Annotated in this window: 17 protein-coding genes; 11 read left to right on the forward strand and 6 right to left on the reverse strand. The window is 72.1% G+C overall.

The window, feature by feature from the left end; genetic code table 11:
* Positions 1–806: 806 nt before the first annotated feature.
* Both A5481_RS22725 and A5481_RS22730 read left to right on the forward strand, forming a co-directional pair.
* Positions 807–1,997: a site-specific DNA-methyltransferase gene (locus tag A5481_RS22725; RefSeq protein WP_082173555.1), complete on the forward strand. Its 1,191-nt coding sequence runs from the start codon at positions 807–809 to the stop codon at positions 1,995–1,997.
* Between the two features lie 159 nt (positions 1,998–2,156).
* Positions 2,157–2,762 carry a hypothetical protein gene (locus tag A5481_RS22730; RefSeq protein WP_156312129.1) on the forward strand — a complete coding sequence of 202 codons (606 nt, stop codon included), beginning with the start codon at positions 2,157–2,159 and terminating at the stop codon, positions 2,760–2,762.
* Between the two features lie 6 nt (positions 2,763–2,768).
* Here A5481_RS22730 and mutY read toward each other — a convergent pair whose 3' ends face one another.
* Positions 2,769–4,001, reverse strand: a complete 1,233-nt coding sequence (mutY, locus tag A5481_RS22735; protein WP_064504320.1) for an A/G-specific adenine glycosylase — start codon at positions 3,999–4,001, stop codon at positions 2,769–2,771.
* A gap of 173 nt (positions 4,002–4,174) precedes the next feature.
* Between mutY and A5481_RS22740 the strand changes: the two genes are divergently transcribed.
* The 9 genes from A5481_RS22740 (at position 4,175) to A5481_RS22780 (ending at position 12,592) form a co-directional block, all read left to right on the forward strand.
* Positions 4,175–4,660, forward strand: a complete 486-nt coding sequence (locus tag A5481_RS22740) for a DUF721 domain-containing protein (RefSeq protein WP_048436614.1) — start codon at positions 4,175–4,177, stop codon at positions 4,658–4,660.
* A 200-nt stretch (positions 4,661–4,860) separates the two neighbouring features.
* Complete coding sequence (locus A5481_RS22745; protein ID WP_048436615.1) at positions 4,861–5,505, forward strand: DsbA family protein; 645 nt, start codon at positions 4,861–4,863, stop codon at positions 5,503–5,505.
* Between the two features lie 97 nt (positions 5,506–5,602).
* Complete coding sequence (smc, locus tag A5481_RS22750) at positions 5,603–9,052, forward strand: chromosome segregation protein SMC (protein ID WP_048436616.1); 3,450 nt, start codon at positions 5,603–5,605, stop codon at positions 9,050–9,052.
* Positions 9,053–9,221: 169 nt separating this feature from the next.
* Positions 9,222–9,599, forward strand: coding sequence for an AtpZ/AtpI family protein (locus tag A5481_RS22755; RefSeq protein WP_048436617.1), 378 nt, complete (start codon positions 9,222–9,224; stop codon positions 9,597–9,599).
* A 90-nt stretch (positions 9,600–9,689) separates the two neighbouring features.
* Complete coding sequence (locus A5481_RS22760) at positions 9,690–10,445, forward strand: F0F1 ATP synthase subunit A (RefSeq protein ID WP_048430691.1); 756 nt, start codon at positions 9,690–9,692, stop codon at positions 10,443–10,445.
* 127 nt (positions 10,446–10,572) lie between these two features.
* Entirely contained in the window at positions 10,573–10,800 is a 228-nt protein-coding gene (locus A5481_RS22765) for a F0F1 ATP synthase subunit C (RefSeq protein WP_048436618.1), read from the forward strand.
* A gap of 196 nt (positions 10,801–10,996) precedes the next feature.
* The gene (locus A5481_RS22770; RefSeq protein ID WP_048436619.1) at positions 10,997–11,575 is read left to right on the forward strand and encodes a F0F1 ATP synthase subunit B family protein; all 579 of its coding nucleotides are present in this window, start codon (positions 10,997–10,999) and stop codon (positions 11,573–11,575) included.
* Between the two features lie 23 nt (positions 11,576–11,598).
* On the forward strand, positions 11,599–12,084 hold the full coding sequence (locus tag A5481_RS22775; RefSeq protein WP_156312091.1) for a F0F1 ATP synthase subunit B family protein: 486 nt from the start codon (positions 11,599–11,601) through the stop codon (positions 12,082–12,084).
* 250 nt (positions 12,085–12,334) lie between these two features.
* Positions 12,335–12,592 carry a DUF6894 family protein gene (locus A5481_RS22780; RefSeq protein ID WP_048436621.1) on the forward strand — a complete coding sequence of 86 codons (258 nt, stop codon included), beginning with the start codon at positions 12,335–12,337 and terminating at the stop codon, positions 12,590–12,592.
* A 40-nt stretch (positions 12,593–12,632) separates the two neighbouring features.
* Here the strand turns inward: A5481_RS22780 and fcl are convergent, their stop codons facing one another.
* From fcl to A5481_RS22805, 5 genes are all read right to left on the reverse strand, one after another.
* Entirely contained in the window at positions 12,633–13,592 is a 960-nt protein-coding gene (fcl, locus tag A5481_RS22785; RefSeq protein ID WP_048436622.1) for a GDP-L-fucose synthase, read from the reverse strand.
* Positions 13,582–14,694, reverse strand: coding sequence for a GDP-mannose 4,6-dehydratase (gmd, locus tag A5481_RS22790; protein WP_048436623.1), 1,113 nt, complete (start codon positions 14,692–14,694; stop codon positions 13,582–13,584). The genes fcl and gmd overlap by 11 nt, the downstream gene beginning before the upstream one ends.
* Before the next feature lie 321 nt (positions 14,695–15,015).
* Positions 15,016–15,531, reverse strand: coding sequence for a transcriptional regulator LdtR (gene ldtR, locus A5481_RS22795; protein WP_048436624.1), 516 nt, complete (start codon positions 15,529–15,531; stop codon positions 15,016–15,018).
* Between the two features lie 173 nt (positions 15,532–15,704).
* On the reverse strand, positions 15,705–16,166 hold the full coding sequence (locus tag A5481_RS22800; RefSeq protein ID WP_048436625.1) for a DUF6163 family protein: 462 nt from the start codon (positions 16,164–16,166) through the stop codon (positions 15,705–15,707).
* A 3-nt stretch (positions 16,167–16,169) separates the two neighbouring features.
* On the reverse strand, positions 16,170–17,213 hold the full coding sequence (locus tag A5481_RS22805) for an enoyl-CoA hydratase/isomerase family protein (protein ID WP_048436626.1): 1,044 nt from the start codon (positions 17,211–17,213) through the stop codon (positions 16,170–16,172).
* Between the last annotated feature and the right edge of the window lie 51 nt (positions 17,214–17,264).

Here is a 17,264-nt window from a genome sequence, read left to right on the forward strand (position 1 = left end):
GTGGCAGATCGCGCCGCATTCTCGGCCGATATCTTGCAGTCCGTTAAGGATTGATCTTGCAAGTTGTCGGACAGGCCGAAATCTTACTGGTAACTTGCGATGCCGGGCGGCTGCATTCGGGGTTTTCAGCATTCGCGAGATGCGACGGGGGCGGGCGGGCGGCGCCGGGTCGGAGCGGGGCGTCGGCGCGCGGGGCGCGGGCTTTTCCCTCCCCCTCTGCGGCAGGGCTGTCCTGGGAAAAGAAGGGGCGCGTCTCCCCTCTCCCGTGTGGGAGAGGGGTAGGGGGTGAGGGTGACACGCGCCCGTGTAAAGCTCTGCGCGTCGTGCTGGCAGCGGGACGTTCGGAGCTAGACTCAGAACCGTGTCACCCTGCGCGATCTTCGATCGCCCCTACCCCTCTCCCACACCTTGCAGCGATACCGGGCAAGCCCGGCATCGCCTGGAGCGGGGATCCCGCGCTCCTCCTTTCCCCGGACAGCCCTGCCTCTGCGGGGGGAGGGAAAAAGCTCGCGCTTCGTCTTTTCCCCGCACAGCCCCGGCGCGGGCGGGGAGCGGGAAGCCGGCGCCGCTTTCGGCGATGATGAAGACGCTCAAGCACGACGGATGCCCGCGCGGACACCCTCGGACCGATCAAGCCCCGTCGAGCCCGCCGATCGTAGCCTTTCATTAACGGATGGTTCGGTCCAGGCGCCCACCCGGCAAGAACTGCAGCCCCATTTCGAGACGCAAATCGTGTCTGCGGGAAACGTGACCTTTACCGTAGCCGTCGCAATGTCTGGGTGTCAGTCGCGTAACCGGTGTTTGCCATGGCTTCCCCGCGTACCGCGGTCGCCGGCACCGCCGCCCGGAATCAGGTCTCGCGTACCGGGCGAGTGGTGTCGGCGCCGCGGATGGGTCTCGTTACCCCCGCACAGCGCCTTCCCCTGGACGAGGTCATCCTCGGGGATTGCCTCAGCGCCCTCGAGCGGCTGCCGCCGGCCAGTGTCGACCTGGTCTTCGCGGATCCGCCCTACAACCTCCAGCTCGGTGCCGGCGCCCTGCTGCGTCCGGACCAGAGCACCGTCGACGCGGTCGACGACGACTGGGACCAGTTCGCCAGCTTCGAGGCCTACGACACCTTCACCCGCGCCTGGCTCGCCGCCTGCCGCCGGGTGATGAAGCCGACCGCCACCCTCTGGGTGATCGGGTCGTACCACAACATCTTCCGCGTCGGCAGCGCGTTGCAGGATCTTGGTTTCTGGATCCTGAACGACATCGTGTGGCGCAAGGCCAACCCGATGCCGAACTTCCGCGGCAAGCGCTTCACCAACGCCCACGAGACCCTGATCTGGGCCTCGCGCAGCGAGCAGAAGGGCTACACCTTCCATTACGAGGCGCTGAAGGGCGGCAACGACGACCTTCAGATGCGCTCGGACTGGTTCATCCCGCTCTGCACCGGCGACGAGCGCCTGAAGGGCGACGACGGGCGGAAACTGCACCCGACCCAGAAGCCCGAGGCGCTGCTCGCCCGCACCATCCTGTCGTCGTCCAATCCCGGCGACGTGGTGCTCGACCCGTTCTTCGGCACCGGCACCACCGGGGCGGTCGCCAAGCGGCTCGGCCGGCACTTCATCGGCATCGAGCAGGAGCCGGCCTACGCGGCCGCCGCCCGCGCGCGCATCGCCGGCATCGAACCCCTGTCGCGCGCCGCCCTCCTCACCGCGCCGACGAAGCGCGCCGAGCCGCGGGTGCCCTTCCTGAGCCTGCTCGAGGCCGGCCACGTCCGGGCCGGCGAGACGCTCACCGACGAGCGACGCCGCCACAAGGCCCTGGTCCGCCCCGACGGCACGCTGGGGGTCGGCCCCGCCTCGGGCTCGATCCACAAGATCGGCGCCCTCGTGCAAGGCCTGCCGGCCTGCAACGGCTGGACCTTCTGGCACGCCGAGCGCGGCGGCAAGCTCGTCTGCATCGACGACTTCCGCGGCACGATGCGGGCCGGGATGGGTTCCGCCGCCTGACGACTGCCACGACGGTCGAGAGCCTGTGGCCCTGCGGCCACGGGCACCGCCTCGGTTAACGAAACAGAAACATCCCGCTTGTCGATTGACCTTGCGTCAGTCACCCCACGCTCTCTGCGACCGCGCCAGGCGGCGCGGGAAGCGGGAGGGGTTTCAGCGATGGGTCGATGGTCGTGGGTGCTCGCCGTGCTGGCGAGCCTGTGCGTGGCCGCGTGCAACACGGTGGCGCCCAACCGCCTGTCGCTCGCCGACACGGCGCAGCTGCGCTTCACCGGCATCGAGGTCCGGACCGCCGGTGCGGCGATCAACTGGACCGGCGCCGAGGACGAGTACCTGCGCAGCCGCAACCTGTCGCTGACCGACCCGGCGCTGGTGCGGACGCCGGAGGCTCAAGGCTACATCCGCGATCTCGCCGGACGGCGCCTCAAGGCGGCCGTGGAGCGGGCGCTGGCCTCCCGACCGGACGGCGCGCGCCCGGCCCGGCTCGTGGTCACCCTGGTCGCGGCCGACATCCCGTCGGCGGCCCAGCGCATCCTCATCGGCGGCTCGCCGACCGTCCGCGCCACGATCGAGATCGTCGATGCCCGCACCGGCGCGGTCCTGAGCACCTATTCCGGCGACCAGGGCATGCGGCCGGCCGGCCAGGGCGTGCTCGGCGTGGTCGTCGACGGGGCGCTCACGGCCGGCGGCATGGACGATCAGTTCGACCGCGCCGCCAACGACTTCGCCCGCCGCTTCAAGGCCTGGCTCGCCGCAAGCGCCTGACCCGCCTCAGCTCCCCTTCGGCCGCCCCCGCGCCTTGACCACCGGGGCGGCCGAGGCCGGGCGGCGCGAGAGCACCTTCGGCAGCGGCGCCCGCCGCGGCGGCGCCTCGGGCTCGGGGAGCGTCGCGAGGTCGGGCGGCGGCGGAGGCGCGGGGGCGGGCGGAGGCGCCGCCAGCTTCTGCTCGAGGGCGTGGGCCAGCACCTTCTTCATCGCGCCGGGCAGCGGCTCGGCCTCGAGGCCGGCGCGGGGGGTGAACCGCATGCCCTCGGGGGCCGGCGTGCCGGCGGCGACCCGGGCGAGGAACACCGTGAGCTCGAGCGGGAAATGCGTGAAGACGTGGCGCACGCTTCCCGGCAGCCGCTTCCAGCGCGCGTCGAGGGGGGCGTCCAGCAGCGCTTGGGCCGGGTCGTAATCGGCCCGCCACTCGCTCGTCGGCGGCTCGGCCATCGCGCCGAGCAGCCCCTCCGGCGGACGGGTGCGCAGGAGCACCGCGTCGTCGCCGGCCCGCAAGACCACGAAGGCGGCACCGCGGCGAAGGGCCCCCGCCACCTTCTTCACCTTGCGCGGAAACGTCTCCTGCAGGCCCTCGGCCCGGGCGCGGCACGGCTGCATCCAGGGGCAGAGCGCGCAGGCCGGCCGCTTCGGGGTGCAGAGCGTGGCGCCGAGATCCATCACGGCTTGCGCGAAGTCGCCGGGGCGCTTGTCCGGCACCAGGCTTTCCGCGAGGCGGCGGATCTCGGGGCGGGCGGCGGGGATCGGCGTCTCGATCGCGTAGAGCCGCGACACCACCCGCTCGACGTTGCCGTCCACCGCCGCCGCCGGCCGGTCGAAGGCGATCGCCGCGATGGCGCCTGCCGTGTAGGCGCCGATTCCCGGCAGCTTCCTCAGGCCGTCCACCGTGTCGGGGAAGCGGCCGGCCTCCGCCACCGCCTTCGCGCAGGCATGCAGGTTGCGGGCGCGCGAATAGTAGCCGAGGCCGGCCCAGGCGCCCATCACGGCCTCTTCCGGCGCCGCCGCCAGGGCCTCGACGGTCGGGAAGCGCTCCAGGAAGCGGGCGAAGTAGGGCTTCACCGCAGCGACCGTGGTCTGCTGCAGCATGATCTCGGAGAGCCAGACCCGGTACGGGTCGGGCGCGACGCCGGGCAGCGCGCGCCAGGGCAGCGCGCGGCGGTGGCGGTCGTACCAGACCAGGAGGTCGGCGGCATCCGGCCTCGAATGCGACGCGGCGGGCGCTACCATGCGGTCCGCCTTACCCGGTTTTCCGCGACGGCGGGAGCGGGATTTCGCATGCCGTCGCCGTCGGAAGCGATCCTGGCCAGCGTGGGGTTCGAGGGTTAAGCATTCCCTCACGCGACGGCTCTATCGGTCGAGGCGTCACGCCGGACACGGCGATCCACCAGGACGGACGGGCGATGGCGCGGCCCAAACCCTTGAGCGAGCTGATCGAGCGGTCCCTCGGCCCCGTCTTCGCGGCGCAGGGCTTCGCCTCGACCGACATCCTGGCCTCCTGGGCCGAGATCGTCGGCGAGCGGCTGGCCAAGGCCTGCCAGCCGGAGAAGCTCGAATGGTCGCGCCGGCGCGGAGCCACGCGCGAGCGGCCCGAGCCCGGAACCCTGACGGTGCGGGTCGAGGGCGCCTTCGCCCTCGAGCTCCAGCATCTCGGGCCGCTGGTGATCGAGCGCATCAACCGCCATTACGGCTGGGCCTGCGTCGGCAAGATCCGGATGCGCCAGGACCGGGTCGCCCAGGCCCAGCGCCGGAAGGCCGCCCCCCCGCCCCTCGACCCGGTGCGCCGCGGCGAGGTGGCCCTGGCCGTCTCCACGGTGAGCGAGGCGGCGCTCCGCGACGCCCTCGACCGCCTCGGCCTCGCGGTCCTGGGCGCGCAGCGCTCGCGCTGACGCGCGATCGCCCGCGCGCATTCCGCGGGCATTCCGCGGGCGCGGGCCCGACCGGGCGCCGGCGCCCATGCGCCGGACGCCGTCGCAGCCCGCGACGGCACAAAGGAAGTTGATGCGCAGGCTGCTTGCCACGAGGCGGCCGGGATTCTACCGCACTGACGACCGCGGACCCTCCCGCACCCTCCACGAGGACGCCTGCCATGCTCACCCGTCGCGAGGCCCTGACACTCACCGGCTCGGCCCTCGGCGCGGCCCTGCTCGCCCCGGCCCTGCCGTTCCGCGCTCTCGCCCAAGGGCCGGTGGTGGACGGCCTGATGCAGCCCGGCCCCCTCGGGGACGTCTGGCTCGGGCCCGACACCGCCCGCTGCACCATCATCGAGTACGCCTCGATGACCTGCTCGCACTGCGCCGCCTTCCACGCGACGACCTGGCCGGCGCTCAAGGAGCGCTGGATCGACACCGGCAAGGTGCGCTTCACCCTGCGGGAATTCCCCCTCGACCCGCTCGCCACCGCGGCCTTCATGCTGGCCCGGGCCGACAACGCGGCGCGCTACTACCCGATCACCGACATGCTGTTCGACCAGCAGGCGAACTGGGCCTTCGTGCCGAAGCCCCTCGACGCCCTCGAGCAGATGATGCGCCAGGCCGGCTTCTCGAAGGAGAAGTTCGAGGCGACCCTGAAGGACCAGAAGCTCTACGACGCGGTCAACGCCGTGAAGGAGAAGGCGATGACGGTGTTCAAGGTCAACGCCACGCCGACCTTCTTCATCAACGGCCAGAAGTACCAGGGCGAGATGACGATCGAGGGCATGGAGAAGGTGATCAAGCCGATCGTGGGGGCGTAGCGACGGGACGGCATGCGGTCCCTCTTCGCCGAGACAGTGAAGCACCTCCCCTCCCCCCTCTGCGGGGGAGGGGGAAACCCGCGCACCGCGCCACCCCATGAAATTCACGCGCCTGCGCATCGTCGGCTTCAAGACCTTCGTCGAGCCGAGCGAGTTCCTGATCGAGCCCGGGCTGACCGGGGTGATCGGGCCGAACGGCTGCGGCAAGTCGAACCTCGTCGAGGCCCTGCGCTGGGTGATGGGGGAGAGCTCGCACAAGAGCATGCGGGCCTCCGGCATGGACGACGTGATCTTCTCAGGCTCGGGCGGGCGGGCCGGACGCTCGCACGCGGAAGTGACCCTCAGCCTCGACAACGGCGCCCGCACGGCGCCCGCCGCCTTCAACGCCGCCGACCTGCTCGAGGTGTCGCGCCGCATCGACCGGGGCGCCGGCTCGACCTACCGGGTCAACGGCCGCGAGGTCCGGGCCCGCGACGTGCAGCTGATGTTCGCCGACGCGGCGACCGGCGCCCGCTCCCCCGCCATGGTGCGCCAGGGCCAGGTGGCGGAGCTGATCGCGGCCAAGCCCCAGGCGCGGCGGCGCATCCTGGAGGACGCCGCCGGCATCGGCGGCCTGCATGCCCGCCGGCACGAGGCCGAATTGCGCCTCCGGGCGGCGGAGGACAACCTCGCCCGCGTCGAGGACGTGCTGACGGCGATCACCGCCGGCGTCGATTCGCTGCGCCGCCAGGCCCGCTCGGCCCAGCGCTACCGGGCGATCGCCGCCGAGATCCGCCGCCACGAGGCGCTGCTGCTGCTGATCGGACACACGCAGGCCCGCCGCGAGGTGCTGGCCGCGCAAGGAGCGCTCGCCCAGGCCCTCGACCGGCTGGCGGCGGCGCAGGCCGAGCAGGTCGAATCCGCGACCGCGCAAGGGATCGCCGCCGCCGCCCTGCCGCGCCTGCGCGAGGCGGAAGGCGCCGCGGCGGAGGACCTGCAGCGCCTGACCCTGGCGGCGGCGCAGCTCGAGGCGCAGGAGCGCCGCAGCGCCGAGCGCCTGCGCGACCTCGGCCGCCGGATCGCCGACCTGCGCCGCGACCTCGCCCGCGAGACCGCCTCCCGGGACGATGCGCGCACCACCCTGGAGCGCCTCGACGGCGAGGCCGCCGCCCTGGCCGGGGCCGATGACGGCGAGGCGGCGCGCTCCTCCGCCGAGGCCCGGGCGACCGAGGCGGAGGCCCGCCTCGCCACCGCCGAGGCGGCGCTGTCGGCCGCGCAAGGCGCGCAGGCCGAGCACGCCGCGCGCCGCAGCGCCCTGATCCGCTCCGCGTCGGACGAGCGCGCCCGGGCCGGGCGGCTGTCCGCCGAGCAGGCCCGCCTCGCCCGCGAGGCCGCCGCCGCCGGCGACGCCGGGACGGAGCGGCTCGCCGCCCTGCACGAGGCCCATGACGAGGCCAAGGCGGCCGCCGAGAGCGCCGAGGAGGCCGCAGCCGCCGCTCGCGACGCCGTGGCCGAGGCGCGCGACGCCGAGGCACGGGGCCGGCCGGTCCTGGCGGCCGCGGAGCGCGAGGCGGCGCGGCTCGACACCGAGGCCCGCACCCTCGCCCGCCTGGTGGCACCGGTGGCGGAGGCGCGCTTCCCGCCGATCCTCGACGCGCTGACCGTCGCGGCAGGCTACGAGGCTGCCCTGGCCGCGGCCCTCGGCGACGATCTCGACGCCGCGACCGACCCGGAGGCCCCGACCCGCTGGACGGTCATCCCCGATCCCGGCACCGATCCGGCCCTGCCTGAAGGTGCCCGGCCGCTCGCCGACGTGGTCACCGGCCCGCCGGCCCTCGCCCGCCGCCTGCGACAGGTCGGGCTGGTCGCGAGCGAGGACGCCGCGGCTCTGCGCGAGCACCTGCATCCGGGTCAGCGCCTCGTCACGAAGCGCGGCGACCTCACCCGCTGGGACGGCTTCACCGCTGCGGCGGAAGCGCCGCGGCCGGCGGCGCGGCGGCTGTCGGAGCGCAACCGCCTCGACACGCTGCACGAGGCGGCGGCGCTCGCCCGGGACCGGGCGGAGGCCGCCCGCGAGACCCACGACGCGCTCCAGGCCCGGGCGCAGGAGGCGGCCGCCGCGGAGCTGCGCGCCGCCGAGGGCGTGCGGCTCGCCCGCCGCACCCTCGACGGCGCCCGCGAGACCCTGAGCCACGCCGAGCGCCGGGAGGCCGAGGCCGCCGCCCGCCGGACGGCCCTGGCCGAGGCGCATGGGCGGATCGCCGCCGATGCCGAGGAGGCGGCAGCCCGGGCCGAATCCGCGGAGGAGGCGCTGGCCGCCCTCGACGAGCCGGACGACCTGAGCGCGCGACTCGATGCCGCCCGCCGCGAGGCCGAGGCGCAGCGCCTCCTCGCCGCCGAGGCCCGGGCCGCGCGCCTCGCGCTCGCCCGCGCCGCCGAGGAGGCGGCGGCCCGCCGCGCCGCCCTCGCCGCCGACCGGGCGCGCTGGCAGGAGCGGGCCGAGCGGGCGGACGCCGTGCTCGAGGAACTCGAGGACCGGCTGGCCGCGGCCGAGGAGGAGCAGGCGGAACTCGCCGAGGCGCCCGAGACCTTCGCCGAGGAGCGCCGGCGGCTGACGGTCGCGACCGAGGCGGCGGCCGCCGCCCGGGCGCGGGCCGGCGGGCTCCTCGCCGACGGCGAGGCGACCCTGGCCGAGGCCGAGGCGCGGGCGCGCCGAGCCCTCGACGCCTTCGCGGAGGCCCGCGAGACGCGCGCGGCGGCGGCCGCCGCGCACGAGGCCCTGGAGCGGCGCCTCGCCGAGGTCGTCCGGGCGATCGCCGATGGCCTTGAGACCACCCCGGAAGGCCTGTTCGGATTGGCCGGCGCGACACCCGGCGATCCCCTGCCGGAGGCGGCGGCGGTCGAGGCCGAGGCCGCGGCGCTCAAGGCCGACCGCGACCGGCTCGGCGCCGTGAACCTGCGCGCCGAGGAGGAACTGCGCGAGACCGAGGGGCGGCGCGACGAGCTCGGGCGCGAGCGCGACGAGCTGATCGAGGCGATCCGGCGCCTGCGCGGCGCGATCCAGAGCCTCAACCGCGAGGGGCGCGAGCGCCTGCTCGCCGCCTTCACGGCGGTGAACGGGCATTTCGAGCGGCTGTTCACGACGCTGTTCGGCGGCGGCACCGCCGAGCTGACCCTCGTCGATTCGGACGATCCCCTGGAGGCGGGGCTCGACATCCTGGCCCGGCCGCCGGGCAAGAAGCCGCAGACGATGACGCTGCTCTCCGGCGGCGAGCAGGCCCTGACGGCGACCGCGCTGATCTTCGCGGTGTTCCTCACCAACCCGTCGCCGGTCTGCGTCCTCGACGAGGTCGACGCGCCCCTCGACGACGCCAACGTCGAGCGCTACTGCGACCTGCTCGCGGCGATGGCGCGCGACACCGACACCCGCTTCATCGTCATCACCCACAACCCGATCACCATGGCGCGGATGGACCGGCTGTTCGGCGTGACGATGGCCGAGCGGGGGGTGTCGCAGCTCGTCTCGGTCGACCTCGCGACCGCCGAGCGGCTGGCCGAGACGGTTTGACCGCGGCCGCGCGCCGGGCCCTGTGTGCGGCGCGAAATCCGCCGAAAGTCCAATGACTTACCGAGGCTCCGGGGTGCCTTGACACCCAAGGTGGGCGAAACTATGGTGCGCCCGCTCGACGGGGGTAGCCGGACCGGATCTCGTCATCCTTCACGCGCGAGGTTTCGCCATGAACGGCAACGACCCGCGGGGGAAGGACGGCACCGGTGAGGGCTCCTCCCCCGACGACGACCTCTCCGCGAGGCTCAAGCGTCTCGAGATGCAGATCGACCGGAAGCGCCCCGCGGCGGCTCCCGATCCTTCGTCGCGTCAAGGGAGCGGCGGGCCTTCGTCCCTCGGCATCGCCATGCGGCTGTCCACGGAATTCGTGGCCGGCGTCCTGGCGGGCGGCCTTCTCGGCTGGGGCTGCGATCGACTCCTCGGCACCAAGCCCTGGGGCCTGATCGTCCTGCTCGTCCTGGGCTTCGGAGCCGGAATTTACAACGTGATGCGCGTTTCCGGATTTTTTCCGAGCGTGGACACGAAGAAAGGCCCGCCAGGGCCTTGATCATCCGGTGGATGCCGTGCATCCGCCTGCACGGATTGGCAGCGCGGCGGGAAGACCCGCGGCAGCGACACACGAGGGGGCGGGACCGGCATGGCCGTCAAGATGGATCCGATCCACCAGTTCGAGCTGAAGCCGCTGGTTTCGTTCGGGCATATCGGCCACCAGAACATCGCCTTCACCCAGTCGGCGCTGTACATGTTCCTGGCGGTGGGGCTGATCGCGCTCCTGACGATCTGGGCGACGAAGAGCCGCGCGGTGGTGCCGGGCCGGGCGCAGTCGCTGGCCGAGGTGTTCTACGAGTTCATCGGCCAGACCGTGCACCAGTCGGCCGGCCACGGCAGCGAGCGGTTCGTGCCGCTGGTCTTCTCCCTGTTCATGTTCGTGCTGCTGCTGAACCTGTTCGGGATGATCCCCTACGCCTTCGCGGTGACCAGCCACATCATCGTCACCTTCATGCTGGCGCTGGTGGTGATCCTCACCGTGGTGATCTACGGCTTCATGGCCCACGGCACCCACTTCCTCGGGCTGTTCGTGCCCCCCGGCGTGCCGGGCTGGCTCAAGCCGCTGATCGTGGTGATCGAGGTCGTGTCGTTCATCTCGCGGCCGATCAGCCTCTCGGTCCGTCTCTTCGCCAACATGCTGGCGGGCCACATCGCGCTGAAGATCTTCGCGGGCTTCGTCCCGGCCCTGCTCGCCGCCGGCGTCTGGGGCATCCTCTCGCCCCTGCCCCTCGCCCTCTCGGTCGCCGTCACGGCGCTGGAGATGCTGGTCGCGGTGCTGCAGGCCTACGTCTTCGCGACGCTGACCTCGATCTACCTCAGCGACGCCCTGCATCCGGGCCACTAAGGACCGCGGGCCTCGTCCGAGGCCCCGTCCCGTCCCGCGATCAGCCCAAAGAGCTTCCCACCCCGGTTCGCCGTGTCGCGGCCGGATACCACCCGCCAGACGACTAGACGACCTTAGGAGCATCACGATGGATCCCGTTGCTGCGAAGTACATCGGCGCCGGCCTCGCCTGCCTCGGCATGGCGGGCGCCGCCATGGGCCTCGGCAACCTGTTCGGCCAGTTCTTCGCCGGCGCCCTGCGCAACCCCTCCGCGGCCGACAGCCAGCGCGCCAACCTGCTCCTCGGCTTCGCGCTGACCGAGGCGCTGGGCATCTTCTCGCTGCTCGTCGCGCTGCTGCTGCTGTTCGCCGTCTGATCCGGCGAGGATTACCGAAAGAGGTGGTCCACCCGCGCACCGGGCCTTCAAACGAGGCTCCGGTGCGCGTGCGTTAAGGGCACCCCGACACCACTTCGTGCAGCCGCCGCCCCAGCTTGAGGCGTGGCGGCGCGACGGCCGGCCCGGCCGAGCGCTCGGCGGGAGCGCTTCGTCTCCCCCACACCCGGACGACACCATGGCGCAGCCCCACGCACCCGCCCCCTTGAAGGAGGGGATCATTCACGAGCCGGCCTCCGAGCACGGCGGCGGCTTCCCGCCGTTCGAGAGCAGCACCTTCGCGGCGCAGACCCTCTGGCTCGCGCTCGCCTTCGGCCTGCTCTACTACCTGATGTCGAAGATCGCGCTGCCGCAGATCGCCGGCATCCTGCACGACCGGCAGACCCGCCTCTCCGGCGACCTCGACCAGGCCGCCCGCGCCAAGGCCGAGGCCGACAGCGCCCGCGACACCTACGAGCGCGCGCTCAAGGACGCCCAGGACAAGGCCAAGGGCATCGCCCAGACCACCCGCGAGCAGCTCGCCTCCGAGGCCGAGACCCGCCGCAAGTCCCTCGAGGCCGATCTCGCGACCAAGCTCGCCGAGGCCGAGGGCCAGATCCGCACCCGCACCGCCACCGCGATGAGCAGCGTGCGCGAGGTCGCCGCCGACGCCGCGACCGCCATCGTCGAGCGCCTCACCGGCCAGGCGCCGGAGCGCGGCGCCGTCGAGGCGGCCTACGACCGCGTCGCCGCCCCGCGGCCGCTGTCCGTGCACTGACCCCGCAGGAGATCACCATCATGCTGTTCGATGCGGAGTTCTGGGTCGCGGTCGCCTTCGTGGTGTTCTGCGGCATCGCCTGGAAGATGGGTCTGTTCGAGCAGATCATCGGCGGGCTCGACAAGCGCGGCGCCCGCGTGCGCAAGGAACTCGACGAGGCCCGTCGCCTGCGCGAGGAAGCCCAGGCCGTCCTGGCGGATTTCAAGCGCCGCCGCGCCGAGGCCGAGCGCGAGGCCGCCGAGATCGTCGCCAATGCCCGCGCCGAGGCCGAGGCGGCCGCGGCCGAGGGCCATGCCCGCCTGAACGAGTTCGTCGCCCGCCGCACCAAGGCGGCGGAGACCAAGATCGCCCAGGCGGAGGCCCAGGCCGCCGCCGACGTGCGGGCCGCCGCGGCGGAGGCCGCCGTGCGGGTCTCCGAGACGATCCTGCGGGAGAAGGTCAGCGGGGATGCGGCGCAGGACCTCGTCCGCCGCAGCCTCGGCGAGGTTCGGACGCGCCTGCGCGCCTGATCAGACCAGCCCGTCGGTACGACCTTGAGAGCCGCCTCCGGGCGGCTTTCTTATTGGCAGGCTGCGACAACCGGACTGTCAGATGACCCACAGTCGTCGGCTCGCGGCACAGGAATTATTTCAAGATACGACACCCGGACGGGGCGGCGAAATCCTGAAGATTCTCTCAGATCGCGCGACTAACCGCGACCGGATCGCGCCCTGTATTTTTTTGTGGCATAAAAGCTGACGAATCGGCGCCGGGCCCGTGATGACCGTCTATTTCTTCCACTTCCAGTCGGGGCACCGCCTGATCATGGACCCGGAGGGGGTCGAGCTGCAGAGCCCGGCCGACGCCCTGGAGGTCGCGGCCAAACTCGCGGCCGGCCTGCTCGGCGACCGCGAGGTCGCCTGCGACTGGCGCCGCAGCGCCTTCCGGGTCGAGGACCAGCACCAGCGCCGGGTCTTCCGCCTGCCGATGGCCTCGGTGCAGGCCAGGGACAATCGCAGCCGGGCCTTCGTGAACTGATCCATCCGCGGCGCGCGGGCCGGGCGCCGCGGATGCCGGGCTACGCGGCCTCGTCGGCCCGGCTCTCCCGGAACCAGGCGTAGACCGAACGGATCCCGTCCCGCAGCGGGATGCGCGGCGCCCATCCCATGCCCCGCAGCACCTCGGCGCTCATCAGCTTGCGCGGGGTGCCGTCGGGCTTGGCGACGTCCCGGGCGATCCGCCCGCGGAAGCCCACGACCTCGGCGACCATCTCGGCGAGGTCGTAGATCGCGATGTCGGTGCCCGACCCGACATTGACGTGCCCGTCGGCGGAATAGGTCTTGAGCAGGAACACCAGCGCGTCGGCGCAATCGTCGACGTGCAGGAACTCGCGCCGCGGCGTGCCGGTACCCCAGATCACCAGTTCCTCGTCGCCGCGCCGCTTCGCCTCGTGCGCCTTGCGGATCAGGGCCGGCAGGACGTGGCTGCCGGCGAGGTCGAAATTGTCCCCCGGCCCGTAGAGGTTGGTCGGCATCGCCGCGATGAAGTCGCAGCCGTGCTGGCGGCGATAGGCCTGGGCGAGCTTGATCCCGGCGATCTTGGCGACCGCGTACCACTCGTTCGTCGGCTCGAGCGGCCCGGTCATGAGGGCGTCCTCGGCGATCGGCTGGGGGGCGAATTTCGGGTAGATGCAGCTCGATCCGAGGAAGAGCAGCTTCGCGACCCCGGTGCGGCGCGCCGCCTCGACGACGTTCGCCTCGATCATCAGGTTGGCGTACAGGAAATCGGCCGGGTAGGTGGCGTTGGCGAGGATGCCGCCGACCTTGGCCGCCGCCAGCACGATCGCATCGGGCCGGGCCTGGGCCAGCCACGCCTCCGTCTCGGCCTGGCGCGTCAGGTCGACGGCGCCGCGGTCGGCGGTGAGGATCTCGCATCCCTCCCCGGCGAGCCGGCGGACCACCGCGCTTCCGACCATGCCCCGGTGCCCGGCGACCCAGACGCGCCTGCCGGCGAGCGGGAAGAGGACGTCACTCGGCATGGCGGCGATACTCCGTATCGCGGCGATACTCCGCATCGCGGTGCTGCTCGCGGGCGACGGTCGCGAGGTCGTGGCGCACCATCTCGGCGCAGAGCTCCCGCCATGTCGTCTCGTGGGTCCAGCCGAGCTTGTCCCGCGCCTTGGTCGGATCGCCGATCAGCAGGTCGACCTCGGTCGGCCGGAAGTAGCGCGGATCGACCTCGACGAGAACCCGGCCGGTGCGGGCGCACCGCGCCCGCTCCTCGACGCCGTGGCCCGACCAGTCGAGGGCGATGTCGGCCTGCGCGAAGGCGGCGGTCACGAAGTCGCGCACCAGGGTCGTCTCGCCGGTCGCCAGCACGTAGTCGTCGGGCTCGTCCTGCTGCAGCATCATCCACATGCCGCGGGCGTATTCGCGGGCATGGCCCCAGTCGCGCCGGGCGTCGAGGTTGCCGAGGTAGAGCGTGTCCTGGAGCCCGTGCCGGATCGCCGCCACCGCGCGGGTGATCTTGCGGGTCACGAAGGTCTCGCCGCGCAGCGGGCTCTCGTGGTTGAACAGGATGCCGTTCGAGGCGTGCATGCCGTAGGCCTCGCGGTAGTTCACCACGATCCAGTAGGCGTAGAGCTTGGCCGCGGCGTAGGGGCTGCGCGGATAGAACGGCGTCGTCTCGCTCTGCGGGACCTGCTGGACCAGCCCGTAGAGCTCCGAGGTCGAGGCCTGGTAGAAGCGCGTCTTCTGGGTGAGCCCGAGGATCCGGATCGCCTCGAGGATCCGCAGCGTGCCGAGGCCGTCGGCATTGGCGGTGTATTCGGGGGTCTCGAAGCTGACCTGGACGTGGCTCTGCGCCGCCAGATTGTAGATCTCGTCCGGCTGAACCTGCTGGATCACCCGGATCAGGTTGGTCGAGTCGGTCATGTCCCCGTAATGCAGCACGAAGCGCTGATCGAGGACGTGCGGATCCTGGTACAGGTGCTCGATCCGCCCGGTGTTGAACGACGACGAGCGGCGCTTGATGCCGTGGACGACGTAGCCCTTCCGCAGCAGGATCTCCGACAGGTAGGCTCCGTCCTGTCCTGTCACGCCGGTGATCAAGGCAACTTTCTTCGATCGATCGATTGTCATCGGCCGCCCATGAGAATTACGTACGTATTGACGCAATCATACCGGATGAACGACTTCGGTGGCAATCCGACGAACGCGAATAAATCAGGTAGAACATCTCGACGCGGCGAGACCGTCAACGATCGGGAAAGTTCAAGGCGGGCTTCTTCGGCATCGGTAGTCTGCGCGAATGCGGCACCGGGCCGCGCCCTCGACGGATCCGGCGGCGTCTTTGGTCCCTCCGGCGGGGCTGCGGCCCTTCCGGTCATCCCGGGCTCCGCTGCGCGGCTCCGGGACGAGGAGGGAGGGCTTCATCGCCGCCGAGGAGCGCGCGACGGCGCCTTACAGGCGGTAGCGGATCTGGTCGGTCCAGAAGCGCTCCAGGCGGGCGAGCGCCAGGTTGAGGCGGCCGAAATCGTCCTCCGAGATGCCGCCGATCGGCTGGATCGTCTTGGCGTGCTTGTCGTAGAGCCCGCGGACGATCTCGTGCACCTCGCGGCCCTTGTCGGTGAGGCTGATGCGGACCGAGCGGCGGTCGGTCTTCGAGCGGGCGTGGTGCAGGTAGCCGGTCTCGACCAGCTTCTTGACGTTGTACGAGACGTTGGAGCCCAGGTAGTAGCCGCGGGTGCGCAGCTCGCTTGCGGTCAGCTCCTTGTCGCCGATGTTGTAGAGCAGCAGCGCCTGGACGCTGTTGACGTCCTCGCGGCCGCGGCGCTCGAACTCGTCCTTGATCACGTCGAGGAGCCGGCGGTGCAGGCGCTCCACCAGGTGGAGGGCCTCGAGGTAGTGGGGGCGCACGGCGGTCTCGGTCTCGGGAGCGGAGATCGTCTGCGCCACCTTCGTCGCCTGGGTCTTCATCGGAACGCCTCACTCTGTACGGGGGTGCTCGGCGGTGTGTCCCGCTCCGCTTATGAGTTCAAATTAGGCCGACCCCGTGAATGTGAGTTTAAACGACAGGATAAATTCTCGATTTACCTCTGTCGGTAAACCGAAGATGAACCAGATCGTTCACTTTCGAGAAAGGTTGAGGATCAGCGTAGTTCGCGCGAGGCGAGCCAGGACACCGCGAAGTAGACCACGATGATCATGCTGTCGAAGGCGAGGCTCGGGAGCGACATCGGCAGGAGCTGCGGCGTCAGCAGGGCGAGCACGATCGCCGAGGTGGCGGCGAGCAGCCACACGACCCCGCCCCAGGCGGTGGCGAGCCACAGGCCCACCGCCGCCAGGAGGTCGATGACGCCGAAATAGACGATCACCGCCTGCCGGCCGATCGGCGCGGTCTCGAACGGCGCGGCGTTGGGGCGGGCGCCGAGGATCTCGGCCCAGGCGCTCAGGCCCTTGACCATCCAGACCACGGCGACGACCCGCATCAGCCAGACCAGCACCACGTCCCAGCGCGTCTCGGGCCGCGGGGCCCGGCGCTCGATGCGGTCGGCCGTCTCCTCGGGAACGGCCCGCCGGGGGCCGCCGCGGACCTTGCTGAGCGAGCGCATGGCCTAAGTGAAGCTCGGCTCGCCGGGCATCGGCGCGAAATGGGCCTCGACCTCCTCCGGCCGCACCGCCTCCAGGGTGGCGGGCTGCCAGTCCGGCTTGCCGTCGCGGTCGATCAGCACCGAGCGTACGCCCTCGTAGAAGTCGTGCCCGCGCAGGATCCGGCACAGGATGCGGTATTCGAGCCGCATCGCCTCCGGGAAGGACAGGCCGGCGCCGCGGCGCATCTGGGCCAGCGCCAGGGTGAGGCTCGTGGGCGAGCGGGTGCGGATCGTCGCGGCGGTTGCCTGCGCGAAGTCGGAGCCGTCGGCGTCGAGCCGCGCCAGCACCGCGGGCACGCCGTCGGCCGAGAAGCAGGCCTCGATCAGCGCCCGCTCGGCATGGACCGGCCCGGGAGCCGGCGCCTCACCGGCACCGATCGCCGCCTCGACCGGCCCGCCCTCGGCGAGCGCCTCGCGGATCTCGGGGAAGCGGGCGGCCGGGGCCGCATGGGTGGCGAGCCCGAAGGCGAGCACGTCGCCCTGGCCGATCCGCTCGCCGGTGAGCGCCAGATAGGTGCCGACGAAGCCGGGCAGCCGCGGCAGGGCGTAGGTGGCGCCGACGTCGGGGAAGAAGCCGATGCCGGTCTCCGGCATGGCGAAGGCCGTGCGCTCGGCCGCGACCCGGTGCGAGCCGTGCAGCGACACCCCGACGCCGCCGCCCATCACGATGCCGTCGATCAGCGCGACGTAGGGCTTGGGGTAGCGCTGGATCAGCGCGTTGAGCTCGTATTCCTCGCGGAAGAAGGTCTCGGCCTCGGCGTAACGCCCCGCCCTCCCCTCCTCGTGGATGCGGCGGATGTCGCCGCCGGCGCAGAAGGCGCGCTCGCCGGCGCCCTGCACCACCACCCGGGTCACCGCCGGATCCGCCGCCCAGGCGTCGAGGGCGGCGCGAAGCGCACGCACCATCTCGAGGTTGAGGGCGTTGAGCGCCTTCGGCCGGTTCAGGGTGATGAGGCCGGCCGCGCCCCGCCGCTCGCACAGAACCGTGCCGTCCGCCGTCTCGCTCATGATGCCGCCTCCCGGTTAAAGGCGGTTAACCGGCCTCGAGCCGCCGCGTCA

The sequence above is a fragment of the Methylobacterium platani genome, from assembly GCF_001653715.1.
Lineage (GTDB): Bacteria > Pseudomonadota > Alphaproteobacteria > Rhizobiales > Beijerinckiaceae > Methylobacterium > Methylobacterium platani.

Coding starts and splice junctions, on each gene's coding strand:
- A5481_RS22725 (WP_082173555.1), top strand. CDS start 807: ATGGCTTCCCCGCGTACCGCGGTCGCCGGCACCGCCGCCCGGAATCAG.
- ldtR (WP_048436624.1), bottom strand. CDS start 15,531: ATGAAGACCCAGGCGACGAAGGTGGCGCAGACGATCTCCGCTCCCGAG.
- A5481_RS22745 (WP_048436615.1), top strand. CDS start 4,861: ATGCTCACCCGTCGCGAGGCCCTGACACTCACCGGCTCGGCCCTCGGC.
- A5481_RS22765 (WP_048436618.1), top strand. CDS start 10,573: ATGGATCCCGTTGCTGCGAAGTACATCGGCGCCGGCCTCGCCTGCCTC.
- mutY (WP_064504320.1), bottom strand. CDS start 4,001: ATGGTAGCGCCCGCCGCGTCGCATTCGAGGCCGGATGCCGCCGACCTC.
- A5481_RS22780 (WP_048436621.1), top strand. CDS start 12,335: ATGACCGTCTATTTCTTCCACTTCCAGTCGGGGCACCGCCTGATCATG.
- A5481_RS22760 (WP_048430691.1), top strand. CDS start 9,690: ATGGCCGTCAAGATGGATCCGATCCACCAGTTCGAGCTGAAGCCGCTG.
- A5481_RS22740 (WP_048436614.1), top strand. CDS start 4,175: ATGGCGCGGCCCAAACCCTTGAGCGAGCTGATCGAGCGGTCCCTCGGC.
- A5481_RS22805 (WP_048436626.1), bottom strand. CDS start 17,213: ATGAGCGAGACGGCGGACGGCACGGTTCTGTGCGAGCGGCGGGGCGCG.
- fcl (WP_048436622.1), bottom strand. CDS start 13,592: ATGCCGAGTGACGTCCTCTTCCCGCTCGCCGGCAGGCGCGTCTGGGTC.
- A5481_RS22800 (WP_048436625.1), bottom strand. CDS start 16,166: ATGCGCTCGCTCAGCAAGGTCCGCGGCGGCCCCCGGCGGGCCGTTCCC.
- A5481_RS22755 (WP_048436617.1), top strand. CDS start 9,222: ATGAACGGCAACGACCCGCGGGGGAAGGACGGCACCGGTGAGGGCTCC.
- smc (WP_048436616.1), top strand. CDS start 5,603: ATGAAATTCACGCGCCTGCGCATCGTCGGCTTCAAGACCTTCGTCGAG.
- A5481_RS22770 (WP_048436619.1), top strand. CDS start 10,997: ATGGCGCAGCCCCACGCACCCGCCCCCTTGAAGGAGGGGATCATTCAC.
- A5481_RS22730 (WP_156312129.1), top strand. CDS start 2,157: ATGGGTCGATGGTCGTGGGTGCTCGCCGTGCTGGCGAGCCTGTGCGTG.
- gmd (WP_048436623.1), bottom strand. CDS start 14,694: ATGACAATCGATCGATCGAAGAAAGTTGCCTTGATCACCGGCGTGACA.